We start from the raw sequence: 11,819 nt of genomic DNA, 5'->3' as shown, positions 1-11,819 counted from the left end.
GCCCGATGGCACGTCACCTGCTGGCCGCGGCGGCCCTGACGATCGCAACCGCCTTGCCCGCCGCCGCGCAGGACGGCTGGAGCGGGCAGATCACGCCCTATGTCTGGGCCTCGGGCCTTGGCGGGAAGCTGACGCCGTTCAGCGGGACGCCGACCCTGTCCCTCGACAAGTCGTTTTCGGAGGTGATGGAGGATCTGGACGGGGCCTTCTTCCTGTCGGGCTATGCCCGCAGGGACCGCTTCGTGGTTCTGGGGGATTTCAGCTATTCCTCAAGCTCGAAAGACGGCCGGATCCCGCCCGGTTATCCGGCGCGCGGCAAGCTTTCGCAGCGGTCCCTGACGCTGGCCGCGGGGTATCGCGCCATAGCCGACGACGGGATGTCGCTGGACGTTCTGGCCGGCGCCCGGGCGTGGAATGTCAAAAGCACGATCTCGGTCGCCGGGGGCGCGGCGCAGGCGTCGCCCGGCAAGGATTTCGTCGATCCCATCCTCGCGCTGCGGGCGAATGTCGCGCTGGCGCCGCGCTGGTCGGCGATCTTCTATGCCGATGCGGGCGGTTTCGGCGTGGGATCGGATCGCACGTTCCAGATCGTCGCCACCGCGAATTATCAGGTGAACGACAATCTTTACGTGTCCGCCGGCTACCGGCAGCTGAACGTCGATTACCGGAGCGGCGGCACCCGGATGGACGTGACGATGGCCGGGCCGCTTCTTGGCGTGACCTGGCGGTTCTGACGTTCGGCGGCTCAGCCGGGGCCATCGGCATGACGGAATTCCGGACCGTGGCGCCTCCGGCTTCGATGTCAGAAAGAGGCTGGCCTGAGCCTGTCGCATTCGGACGATGCCCTGACCGTCCGAATGACGAATAATGCAAATTATGTTAAGCATTTCTTCATGAGTTCACGCCCGATCCTTCGACCGTTACCCCTGGGTGGAAACCGTGACCTCGACCGACATGCCCGGGGCGAGTTGGGGGATCCTGTCCTGATCGGGGTCGATCGCGATCCGCACGGGCAGGCGCTGCGCGATCTTGGTGAAGTTGCCGGTGGCGTTCGAGCCCGACAGCAGGCTGAATTCCGAGGCGGTCGCGGGCGAAAAGGCCTCGACCCGGCCGGTGAAGGTCCGGCCGGCCAGCGCATCGACGCGGAAGCGGACCTTCTGGCCGATCTCCATGCCGTGCAGCTCGGTTTCCTTGAAATTCGCGATGACCCAGAGATCGCGCCCGACATGCGAGACGAGCGCCGTTCCCGCCGTTACATATTGCCCGGTGCGGGCGCTGACCTGACCCAGACGGCCATCCTCGGGGGCGCGGATCTCGGTGTTCGAGAGGTCGATTCGGGCCAGTTCGACCGCGGCCGCAGCATTGGCGATATCCGCTTGCCGGGCCGATAGCTGGACCTGCGCGGACAGGATCGCCTCATGCTGGACATCCAGTTGCGCCTCGGCCTGACGGACGGCGGCCTCGGCCTGACGCAGGGCCAGTTCGGTCTGATCGGCGGTCTGCTGCGAAGTCACGCCCTGATGGGTCAGCGCGCGCGACCGTTCGGCATTGGTCTGCGCCGTGGCAAGGACCGATTGCGCGGAGGCCAGCGCCGCCTGATTGGCGCGCTCCACCGCCTTGGTGGAGGCGATGTTCTGCTCGGCGATCTTCAGCGCGGCCTGCGCGGCGGCAAGGCCCGCCTCCGCCTGCGCCAGCTTTTCACGGTAGATCCGGTCGTCGATCCGGGCGATCAGGTCGCCCTTCTTCACCTCCTGAAAATCGACGGCATCCACCTCGTGCAGATAGCCCGAAAGCTGCGGCGCGATGGTGGTGACCTTGCCGCGCAGATAGGCGTTCTCGGTGAAGGGGTCGCTATGCGCGAAGGGCGGCAGATGCCATGCGAACAGCAGCAGCAGCACGCCGGCAAGGCCGATCAGCACGGCGACAATGGTGGGGAGGATATGGGATCTGGTCATGAGGAGGTCTCGGGCGTGGGGGTCCGGCGGGCCTCGATCCGCGCGGCCAACCAGTCCCGGAAGACATGCAGGCACAGCGCCGAGGCGGCCAGAACCGCAAGGAGGAATGTGAGGAAATAGAGGTCGTTATAGGCCATGACATAGGCTTGGTTCGAGGCATCCGTCGCCATCTGCGTCACCACCTGCGCGCGGCGCAGCGCCGCATCGGTGATCTGCGGCGCAAGGGCCGTGGCCTGATCCGTCAGGGTCTGCGCGACGATGGGGCGGGTTGTCGCCAGCTCTTCCATCAGGCCCTGATAGTGAAAGGCTTGCCGGCGGTTGACGAGCGTGGTGAACAGCCCCGAGCCGATCATCCCGCCCACGCTCTGCGTCGAGATGTAGATGATGATGAAGGACAGGATGTATTGCGGCCCCTTCTTCATCGCCGAGATCAGCCCGGAGATCATCGCGGGCGGCATGAACAGCATCCCGGCAAAGGCGATCAGCGCCTGCGACAGGATCATCTGTTCGGGCCGTGTGTCCATCGTCGCCTGCGAATCCATCCACGCGCCACAGGCGATCAGGATCAGCGCGATGAAATGGAACTGCGGCACCCGGGTCGGCTTCATCCACGCGACGCAGGCCAGCGTGCCCAGCAGGGTGAACAGGCAGATCACCGAAAACAGCGTCACAAGCTGTGACGGCGCGATCCCGAGCACCTGAAACATCCGCGGCGCGCCGGTGCTTTGTTCCGAGAGGATAATGCGGAAGATCAGCAGCGCCCCCGTCAGATGCACCATTGCCGGCGAGGCGAGCCAGCGGATGTCCAGCAGCGGCTCCTTGCGGTGCAGCTCGATCACCATCGCCACGGCGAAGGCACCGACGCCCGCCGCCAGAAGCGCGCCCAGCCACGGCGCATCCGTCCACCAGCGCAGCGGCCCCATGACGAAGCCGGTGATCACCGCGCTGAACCCGCAGGCGATCAGCGCGAAACTGATCAGGTCGAGCGGCCGGATCACCTTCATATGCGGCACCGGACGCAGCGGCAGCACGTAGACCGACACCAGCGATATCAGCGCCATGCCAAGCGCCATCAGATGGACCCGCAACAGCCCGCCGTCGCCGATCAGCGCGGGCGAGATCACCCGCGCGAAGGACGGTCCCATGGCCAGAAAGCACAGCGCCATCGGCAGGCCGAGCCGCATCCGCCATTGCTGCGACAAGGGCTCGATCATGTAGAGGAAGGCCAGCGTCGACAGCGAGGCCGAGGCCGAGCCGGACAGGAACTCCACAAGAATGGCCGAGCGCAGATCGTCCATCCAGACGGCGGCGAAATCGGCGAGAACATAGACGATGGTCGAGATTTCGGTAAAGCGGCGCAGGCCGTATTGGGTGCGGATCTTGATCAGCAGGATCGGCAGGCAACTGCGCGGCACGATGAAGGCGATCAACAGCCAGCTTGCCTCGGTCGTGGTCACGCCAAGATCCCCGGCGATCTGCGAGATATTGGCCGAGACGAACCCCTGCCCCAGCCCCGCGCCAAGCGCGATCAGCACCGCCGCCGACATATAGGCAAGCGTCCGTGGCAAGGACATCTGCGGCGCGGGTTGCGGCGCCGGATTTTGCGCGGGCTCGCTCATTTCCGGGAAAGCGCCACCGCGTTGTCAGCGATCCGGTCGAGGATCCTGCGCACCGTTTCCTGTTCCTCGGGCGAGATGCCCTGCAACAGCTCGGCGCGGATATGGTCCAGAAAGCGGGTCGTGGGCGCGGCGCGGCTGCGGTCGGTCAGATACAGCGCGCGCTTGCGCAGATCGCCCGGCGCCTCGCGCCGTTCGATGAAGCCGTCGCGTTCCAGCGCGTCGATCTGGCGTTTCAGGGTCGGCGGCTCGATTTCCAGCGCGGCGGCGAGTTCGGACTGTGTCGCCCCCTCCATCCGGGCAAGCATGGTCACCACCCGCGCCCGCGCCATCGTGAGGCCGAGATCGCGCGCCGAGGCGTCATATTGGCTGCGCAGTTCGCGCATCACCCGAAGCAGGCTTTCCAGAAGCAGAGTGTCGTCCATCACCGACTCATTCATAAGCAGGCACATTAATTAGCGTGCTAAGAAGCGTGATGGAATAGCGCCGGTGACGGAAATCTGCGCGCGGGCGCACGGGGGCCTGTGCGAAACGGACAGGGCAGGCCGAAGCCCGCCCCTCCCCGTTCAGACCGCCTGATCGTGCGAGGGCTTATCCCACAGGTTTACCCCGCCCTCGACCGCATAGGTTTCGATCTCGGCCAGTTCGGCCTCGGTGAAATCGAGCTCTTCCAATGCCTTGACGTTTTCCTCGATCTGCGCGGCGCTTGACGCCCCGATCAGCGCCGAGGTGACGGCGGGCAGCCGCAGCACCCATGCCAGCGCCATCTGCGCAAGGCTCTGCCCGCGGCGCGCGGCGATTTCGTTCAATACGCGGGCGCGGGCGATGTTTTCGGGCTTCAGATGCGCGGGCAGCAGCGATCCGCCGCCCGGCTGATGGATCCGCGCATGTTCCGGCACGCCGTTCAGGTATTTCCCGGTCAGCAGTCCCTGCGCCAGCGCGGTGAAGACGATGACACCCGATCCCACCTCTTCGCAGGCGGCGAACAGGTCCTGTTCGGCCCAACGGTTGAACATGTTGTAGGAGGGCTGGTTGATCAGCAGGGGCACGCCCTCGGCCTTCAGCAGCGCGGCCATCTCGCGCGTCTTGAGGCCGGAATAGGAGGAGATGCCGACATACAGCGCCTTGCCCTGCTTCACCGCCTGCGCCAGCGCCGAGGCGGTTTCCTCAAGCGGCGTTTCCGCGTCGAAGCGGTGCGAATAGAAGATGTCGACATAATCGACCCCCATCCGCGACAGGCTTTGGTCGAGGCTCGCCAGCAGCATCTTGCGCGATCCACCGCCCTGACCGTAGGGACCGGGCCACATGTCCCAGCCGGCCTTGGTCGAGATGATGATCTCATCCCGATAGGCCTTCAGGTCGTCGGCGAGGATGCGGCCGAAGTTGCGCTCGGCGCTGCCCGGAGGCGGGCCGTAGTTGTTGGCCAGATCGAAATGCGTGATGCCAAGGTCGAAGGCGCGAAAGATCATCTCTTTCTGCGTCGTCAACGGCACCGGCTCGCCGAAATTGTGCCAAAGGCCAAGCGAGAGGCGCGGCAGCAGCAGCCCGGAGCGGCCGCAGCGCTTGTATTGCGCGCTATCGTAGCGGGTTTCAGCGGGATTGTAGGTCATGGCGATCTCCTTCTGGCGCTCCAAGGCGATTTTCGGCGATCTCGACATACCAGCTTGCGCCGAAGGGCAAGGCGGCATCGTCGAAATCGTAATCCGGGTGATGCACGGGGGCGGATGCACCGTTGCCCAGCAGGATATAGGCGCCCGGGCATTCGCGCAGCATGTAGCTGAAATCCTCGGCGGCCATCTGCGGGGCGACATCGGCATCCACATCGGCGCTGACAGCGCGGGCGGCGGCGATGGCATGGTCGGTTTCCGCGGCGCCGTTCACCGTGACCGGATAGCCGCTTTGCCAGATCACCTCGGCCTGCGCCTGAAGGGCGGTCGCGACGCCGGTGACGATTTCCTTCACGCGGCTCTCGATGAAGCCGCGGACGGATTCGCTCATCGTGCGGGCGGTGCCGCTCATCCGCACGACCTGCGGCAGGACATTGTAGGCGGGGCTGTCGGTGGTGATAGTGCTGACGGACAGCACCGCCTGTTCCATCGGATCGACACCGCGCGACACGACCGTTTGCAAGGCGGTGATGACCTGCGCCGCCACGACCATCGTATCGACGCACAGATGCGGGCGCGCCGCATGGCCACCCTTGCCGGTCAGGATGATCTCGAAACTGTCGGCCGAGGCCATGATCGCCCCGGGCCGGATGGCGAAATGCCCGACCGGCAGGCCCGGATGATTGTGCATCCCGTAGACCTCCTGAATGTTCCAGCGCACAAACAGCCCGTCCTGCACCATCGCCAGCCCGCCACCGCCGCCTTCTTCGGCGGGCTGGAAGATGACCACGACCGTGCCGTCGAAATTCCGCGTCCCGGCCAGGTATTTCGCCGCGCCAAGCAGCATCGTCATGTGCCCGTCATGCCCGCAGGCGTGCATCCGCCCCGGCGTGTGCGAGGCATAGGCGCGCCCCGTGGTTTCCCCGATCGGCAGGGCGTCCATGTCGGCGCGCAGGCCGACGACCCGGCCCGGCCCCCGCCCCCGCCCCCGGATCACGCCGACAACGCCGGTTTGCGCAATACCCGTCACCACCTCGTCGCAGCCGAAGCCGCGCAGCAGGTCGGCCACCCGCGCCGAGGTGCGCGGCAGGTCGTAAAGCAGCTCGGGATGTTCGTGGAAATCGTGCCGCCAGGCGGTCATTTCGGGCAGCATCTCGGAAAATCGGTTGCGGATCGGCATCGGGGCTCCGGCTCTTGCTTGGGACGGGCGCGATCCTGCCACGTTGCCGCGCCGGAGGCCAGCGCGGCGCGCCATCCGCTCTGGCGGGGAGGGGCGATCACGATATATAGTGGTGGCATGACTTCGCATCGCAATCTTCCGCAGGACGACCCGGACGAGGCCTTCGGCCTCCCCTCCCCCTATGATCCCGATCCGGAGGCGGGCGACACGGCCTGGTTCCTGCCCGACCTGCCGGACGACGATCCCGCCGATCAGCCCGGCCCCCGGGCCGACCGGCGCATTCTGGTGGATGCCGGGGAATGGCGGCTGGCCGAGGCCGCGCAGGCGGCCGAGCTTGCCCGTGCGGCGGCGGAGCTGGGGCGCCTCGACATGATGACCGAACATCTGGGCGAAGGCGCCGTGACCCGCCTTGCCCTGATCGAGGCCGAGGCGATGGCCTGGGCCGAAGGCACCCGCCTGCGCCGGGAGGAGATCGGCCGCGACCTGATGGCACGGGCGACGGATCCGCGCCTGCACACCGATCTGGCACGAGCGCGTTGGGCGCTGCGGCGGCTGGAACAGCGCCCTGCCCCGCCCGGCGGGCTGCGCGACTTCCTCGGCCTGCACGAGGCCGATCCGGATGCCGTCTCCGCCGTTCCGGGCGATTTCCGCCGCAGGCTCGCGGGGGCCGAGTTTTCCGCCGCCGCCGCGGATTTCGGCATGGGGCTGGCCGAGCTGGACGACGCCCACCCCCTCACCCGCGCGGCCTTCGCCTACCGGCTGTGGCCGCTGTGCAGCCTGTCCGCCTCGGGCGTGGTGACGGAACCGGCGACGGCGGCCTCGCGCATCGCGGCAAGCGAGAACCGGATGATCGGCTTCGCGCCCTGCGCGACGGCGCGGCAGGTGTGGAACTCCGGCGGCACCGCCGAGGAACGCCTGCGACGCTGGATCGTCTCGGTCCGGTCCGGAGCACTGGCGGCGATGCTCGACCTGCGGCGACTGGACGCATGGGCCGTTTCGGCCCGCGCGACGACCGCCGGCATCAAGGGCCGCACGCCCGCCCGGCTGATCGACGCGCTGATCAGCCGCCCGCTGCTCAGCACCGAGGATGCGGCGCTGACAACCGGCATCAGCCGCGACAGCGCCGAACGGATGCTGGCGCGCATGCTTGACGCCGGCGTGGTGCGCGAGATCACCGGCCAGAGCCGTTTCCGCCTGTGGACCGCGGCAACCTGACCGTCTGACAATCCACGGAAAAATGGCTCCACGGATCGCGGATCGCATTTCCTCTCCGCAGGAGTTCCTTCTCCATTCATCTTTCCAGAAATATCCCGGGGGTGAGCGGCGAAGCCGCGAGGGGGCTGGCCCCCTTGCTTCGCCTGTCCTGACACACCCCGTCCGGCCCAGAGACGGAACCGCCCCCGCAAGCCCCCCATGCGCCACGGGCAAGGGTGCGACAAAATGTCTTTCGGAACACGCAAAAGTGCTCTAATGAAACCGCGCAGTTTCGTTGCGGGAGGGAATCACCGCCCCGCGCGGTCGTGAACCGACATATTTTGGGAAAAGACATGGATAAAATCTCTGCCACCGGGGCCTCGGCCACCGGATGGAGTCGCATTGTCCTGTGGCTTCTGGGCGGCCTGCTGGCGCTCAGCGGGCTTGGACTGGGACTCGGAGGGGTCGAGCTGATTTCGCTCGGCGGAAGCTGGTATTACCTGATCGCCGGGGTCGTCATGCTGGTGGCGGGGATCCTGTATATCCTGCGCAGGCCGGCGGCGGCGGCTCTGCTGGCCGCGCTGACGGTCTTCACCGTGCTGTGGTCGCTCCATGAGGTCGGGTTCGACTACTGGGGCCTCGTGCCGCGGCTGGCGCCCTTCCTCGTCATGGGGCTGATCGCGGGGCTGATCCATCCGCTGCTGACCGGCGGCCGCTTTCGCAAGGAAAGCTTCGCCGTGGCGGGTGTCTTTGCCCTGCTGCTGGTGGCGGGCTTCGCCGCGATGTTCAAGCCGCATGGCGTGATCGAAAACAACGTCGCCGCGCAGAACGATCCCATCGCGCTGCAGGATGACGGCACCGCCAACTGGGAATTCTACGGCAACGATCCCGAGGGCACGCGCTTCGTCGCTTTCGACAAGATAAACAAGGACAACGTCAAGGATCTTCAGATCGCATGGCAGTTCCGCTCGGGCGAGCTTGCCGTGGGCGCCTCGGAATCGCAGAACACGCCCTCGCAGATCGGCGACACGGTTTACACCTGCACGCCGACCTCCGAGGTGATCGCGCTGAACGCCGATACGGGCGATGTCAAATGGCGTCACCGGGTCGAGTTGCAGAACACCAAGACCGTCTGGAACCGCTGCCGTGGTGTCGGCTATTACGAACCCGCCGCCGTCTCCGCCCCCTATCCGATCGAGGGCGAGACCCATGTGGTCCCGGCAGCAGGCGCGCTGTGCGAACGCCGGATCATCCAGGTGACGATGGACGCCGATATCGTCGCGCTCGACGCGGATACCGGCGCGCTCTGCACCGATTTCGGCACGGACGGCAAGGTTTCGATGATGACCGGCCTTGGCGATGTGAAATTCGGCCATAGCTTCTCCTACGCCTATACCTCGGCGCCGACGATCATCCGCAACCTGATCGTGGTCGGCGGCTGGGTCTTCGACGGCCGCGCGCTGGACGAGCCTTCGGGCGTGATCCGGGCCTTTTCCGCCGATACGGGGGAACTGGTCTGGGCCTGGGATCTGGGCAACCCCGAGATCACCCGCCTGCCGCCGGAAGGCGAAACCTACACCCGTTCGACGCCGAACATGTGGACCCATCCGGCTTTCGATGAAAAGCTCGGCCTCGTCTACATGCCGCTCGGCAATCAGCAGCCCGACTTCTGGGGTGGCGATCGCCCGCCGCTGACCGACAAATATTCGACGGGCGTGGTCGCGCTGGATATCGCCACGGGGCGCGACAAATGGGTCTTCCAGACCGCGCATCACGACATCTGGGACTATGACCTCGCCTCGCAGCCGACGCTCTATGACCTGCCCGACGGCACCCCGGCGCTGATCCAGCCGACCAAGCGCGGGCAGCTGTTCATGCTGGACCGCCGCACCGGCGAACCGATCTCGAAGGTCGAGGAACGCCCCGTGCCGCAGGAAGTGGCCTTTGGCGACCGCGTTTCGCCGACCCAGCCCTACACGGTCGACATGCCGTCCTTCGGGACCAAGCCGCTGACCGAACAGGACATGTGGGGCGCCACATTCTTTGACCAGCTCGCCTGCCGGATCGCGTTCAAAAAGCTGAACTACAAGGGCGAATTCACCGCCCCCAGCCTTGAACCGACGCTGATCTATCCGGGCTACTACGGTGGCTTCAACTGGGGCAGCGCGGCGCTGGACAAGCGCAACGGTTTCCTCTTTGTCAACGACATCCGCATGCCGCAGGTGGTGACTTTGCGCCCGGCCGAAGGCGTGGACATGGACTCGCTCGTCTCGGGCCACGGCGTCGGATCGACCTATCCGATGATCGGCACGCCCTTCGTCATCGACCACGAGGCCTTCAACTCGCCGCTCGGCCTGCCGTGCCAGCAGCCGCCGTGGGGCGTGTTCGCCGCGGTCAGCCTGAAGACGCAGCAGCTTGTCTGGGAACGTCCGGCCGGCACCGTGCAGGATGTCAAGATGGACGGCCTGCGGGTCGGTCTGCCGGTGCCGCTTGGCATGCCGACGCTTGGCGGCGGGGTCGTCACGGCTTCGGGAATCGTCTTCTACGCCGGCACGCAGGACTATTATCTGCGCGCGATGGACATCGAAACGGGCAAGGAACTGTGGAAAGGCCGCCTGCCGGTCGGGGCGCAGGCCACGCCGATGAGTTACATCTCGCCAGTGACGGGTAAGCAGTATATCGTCATCGTAGCCGGTGGGGCGCGCCAGTCCCCCGATCGCGGTGATTATGTCATCGCCTTCGCACTGCCAGACAAGAAGTAGACCCATATGCCAACCGCTCCTCGCCCCGCCTCTCCGAAGATCTCCAGAGGCAAGGCGAGGCGGCGGGAACTGGTCGCCGAGGCCGCGCGCATCCTGTTGCGCGACGGCCTCGACGGCACCAGCATGGATCTGATCGCCAGCGAGGCGGGGGCGTCCAAGGCGACGCTCTATCGTCATTTCGGCGACCGGCACGGGCTGATGGTCGAGGCGGTGCAATATCTGTGCGCCGATTTCCTGTCCGACATTGCCCCCCATGCGCCGCGCGACGCCGACCTGCGCACCAGATTGCGCGCCATCCTTGTCGAACTGATCCGCGTCATCCTGAAGCCGAGCCATCCGGATTTCTTCCGCCTGATCGTCACCGGCGCGAAGCTGGCGCCCGAGATCGGCGTGGCGTGGCATACGCATGGGCCGGGCGTCTGGTACAAGCTGATGAACGAGGCTTTCGAGGAGGAAATCGCCCGCGGCAGGCTGCCCGCCGATTTCGACCATGAGGACCTGCCCGAGATGCTTTTCGACGCCGTTTTCGGGGACATGATCATCCGCACCGCGGTCCTGCGGCAGGACATGACGGCAGCCGATGCGCAGACGCGCTATCTGGACAAGCTGCTCGACATGGTGACAGGCCGCATCGTCACGCATGGATCGGCGTGATCCGGCGCGGGTCGGGGATTTTGGCGGCGCTGCGGCTATCTTTCGCGCCGCGTTTGCCCTAGGGTCATGGTGATGACTCCGAACACGCGCCCACGCCTGCTGATCTTCACCGATCTCGACGGCACGCTCCTCGATCACGAAACCTATGACTATGCGCCTGCGCAGCCGATGTTGCGGCGGCTTGCCGGGGACGGGGTTCCGGTCATTCTGGCCTCGTCCAAGACGGCGGCGGAAATCGCGGTCTGGCAGGAACGGCTTGGCCTGACGCGCTGGCCCGCGATCGTGGAAAACGGCGCGGCGATCTTTGAGGGCGCGCTGGACGACGGCCCCTACCGCAGGCTCTGTGCGGCGATCCGCGCGACCGGCGCGCCCTTCCGGGGTTTTTCCGACATGAGCGTGGAGGAGGTCCGCACTGTCACCGGCCTGTCGGAAGCGGATGCGATCCTTGCCCGCAGGCGGGGATTTTCCGAGCCGGGCCTGTGGCAGGGATCCGAAGCTGACCTTACGGCGTTCCTGTCGGCGTTGCAGGCGCAGGGCATCAGCGGGCGTCGCGGCGGACGGTTCCTGACGCTCAGCTACGGCGGCACCAAGGCCAGACGGATGGCCGAGCTGATCGCGCGCTTCAGCCCCGATCTGACGGTGGCGCTTGGCGATGCGCCGAATGATGCGGAAATGATCGCGGCGGCGGATCGCGGCATCGTCATCCGCAACGATCACGGCCCCGGCCTGCCGCCGCTGCCGGGCGAAGACGAAGGCCGCATCCTGCGCACGCAGGCCAGCGGCCCGGAAGGATGGCGGGAGGGGCTGGAACATGTTCTGGCCACCTTGCCCGCCGGATGACGTGGCACAGG

Annotated in this window: 10 protein-coding genes; 5 read left to right on the top strand and 5 right to left on the bottom strand. The window is 66.4% G+C overall.

The annotated features are described in order from the left end of the window. Positions 1-5 precede the first annotated feature (5 nt). Positions 6-734, top strand: coding sequence for an outer membrane beta-barrel protein (locus tag D2T30_RS14825; RefSeq protein ID WP_128209515.1), 729 nt, complete (start codon positions 6-8; stop codon positions 732-734). 186 nt (positions 735-920) lie between these two features. Here the strand turns inward: D2T30_RS14825 and D2T30_RS14820 are convergent, their stop codons facing one another. The 5 genes from D2T30_RS14820 to D2T30_RS14800 all read right to left on the bottom strand — a co-directional run bounded on the left by D2T30_RS14820 (position 921) and on the right by D2T30_RS14800 (position 6,358). Next, positions 921-1,955 carry an HlyD family secretion protein gene (locus D2T30_RS14820; RefSeq protein ID WP_128209514.1) on the bottom strand — a complete coding sequence of 345 codons (1,035 nt, stop codon included), beginning with the start codon at positions 1,953-1,955 and terminating at the stop codon, positions 921-923. After that, positions 1,952-3,529: an efflux MFS transporter permease gene (locus D2T30_RS14815; RefSeq protein WP_380730249.1), complete on the bottom strand. Its 1,578-nt coding sequence runs from the start codon at positions 3,527-3,529 to the stop codon at positions 1,952-1,954. Before D2T30_RS14815 ends, D2T30_RS14820 begins: the two co-directional genes overlap by 4 nt. A 41-nt stretch (positions 3,530-3,570) precedes the next feature. Further along, positions 3,571-3,996: a MarR family winged helix-turn-helix transcriptional regulator gene (locus D2T30_RS14810; protein WP_128184891.1), complete on the bottom strand. Its 426-nt coding sequence runs from the start codon at positions 3,994-3,996 to the stop codon at positions 3,571-3,573. Positions 3,997-4,137: 141 nt separating this feature from the next. Beyond that, positions 4,138-5,181, bottom strand: coding sequence for an L-glyceraldehyde 3-phosphate reductase (mgrA, locus tag D2T30_RS14805; RefSeq protein WP_128209512.1), 1,044 nt, complete (start codon positions 5,179-5,181; stop codon positions 4,138-4,140). Beyond that, positions 5,162-6,358 carry an amidohydrolase gene (locus tag D2T30_RS14800; RefSeq protein ID WP_128209511.1) on the bottom strand — a complete coding sequence of 399 codons (1,197 nt, stop codon included), beginning with the start codon at positions 6,356-6,358 and terminating at the stop codon, positions 5,162-5,164. The genes mgrA and D2T30_RS14800 overlap by 20 nt, the downstream gene beginning before the upstream one ends. Before the next feature lie 117 nt (positions 6,359-6,475). Here D2T30_RS14800 and D2T30_RS14795 point away from each other — a divergent pair, with 117 nt between their 5' ends. The 4 genes from D2T30_RS14795 to D2T30_RS14780 all read left to right on the top strand — a co-directional run bounded on the left by D2T30_RS14795 (position 6,476) and on the right by D2T30_RS14780 (position 11,808). After that, the gene (locus D2T30_RS14795) at positions 6,476-7,573 is read left to right on the top strand and encodes a hypothetical protein (protein ID WP_128209510.1); all 1,098 of its coding nucleotides are present in this window, start codon (positions 6,476-6,478) and stop codon (positions 7,571-7,573) included. 332 nt (positions 7,574-7,905) lie between these two features. Next, positions 7,906-10,314 (top strand): membrane-bound PQQ-dependent dehydrogenase, glucose/quinate/shikimate family, encoded by a 2,409-nt coding sequence (locus D2T30_RS14790; RefSeq protein WP_128209509.1) that lies wholly within the window; start codon positions 7,906-7,908, stop codon positions 10,312-10,314. A 6-nt stretch (positions 10,315-10,320) separates the two neighbouring features. Further along, a complete protein-coding gene (locus D2T30_RS14785; protein WP_128184881.1) occupies positions 10,321-10,968 on the top strand; it encodes a TetR/AcrR family transcriptional regulator in 648 nt (215 codons plus the stop codon). 72 nt (positions 10,969-11,040) lie between these two features. Further along, positions 11,041-11,808 (top strand): HAD-IIB family hydrolase, encoded by a 768-nt coding sequence (locus D2T30_RS14780; protein WP_128209508.1) that lies wholly within the window; start codon positions 11,041-11,043, stop codon positions 11,806-11,808. Positions 11,809-11,819 lie beyond the last annotated feature (11 nt).

Source organism: Paenirhodobacter populi, assembly GCF_004022215.1.
Lineage (GTDB): Bacteria > Pseudomonadota > Alphaproteobacteria > Rhodobacterales > Rhodobacteraceae > Rhodobacter > Rhodobacter populi.
Note: the sequence above shows the minus strand (reverse complement) of the source record. Positions and strands in the feature narration are given on the sequence as shown.

Coding starts and splice junctions, on each gene's coding strand:
- D2T30_RS14825 (WP_128209515.1), top strand. CDS start 6: ATGGCACGTCACCTGCTGGCCGCGGCGGCCCTGACGATCGCAACCGCC.
- D2T30_RS14820 (WP_128209514.1), bottom strand. CDS start 1,955: ATGACCAGATCCCATATCCTCCCCACCATTGTCGCCGTGCTGATCGGC.
- D2T30_RS14815 (WP_380730249.1), bottom strand. CDS start 3,529: ATGTCCTTGCCACGGACGCTTGCCTATATGTCGGCGGCGGTGCTGATC.
- D2T30_RS14810 (WP_128184891.1), bottom strand. CDS start 3,996: ATGGACGACACTCTGCTTCTGGAAAGCCTGCTTCGGGTGATGCGCGAA.
- mgrA (WP_128209512.1), bottom strand. CDS start 5,181: ATGACCTACAATCCCGCTGAAACCCGCTACGATAGCGCGCAATACAAG.
- D2T30_RS14800 (WP_128209511.1), bottom strand. CDS start 6,358: ATGCCGATCCGCAACCGATTTTCCGAGATGCTGCCCGAAATGACCGCC.
- D2T30_RS14795 (WP_128209510.1), top strand. CDS start 6,476: ATGACTTCGCATCGCAATCTTCCGCAGGACGACCCGGACGAGGCCTTC.
- D2T30_RS14790 (WP_128209509.1), top strand. CDS start 7,906: ATGGATAAAATCTCTGCCACCGGGGCCTCGGCCACCGGATGGAGTCGC.
- D2T30_RS14785 (WP_128184881.1), top strand. CDS start 10,321: ATGCCAACCGCTCCTCGCCCCGCCTCTCCGAAGATCTCCAGAGGCAAG.
- D2T30_RS14780 (WP_128209508.1), top strand. CDS start 11,041: ATGACTCCGAACACGCGCCCACGCCTGCTGATCTTCACCGATCTCGAC.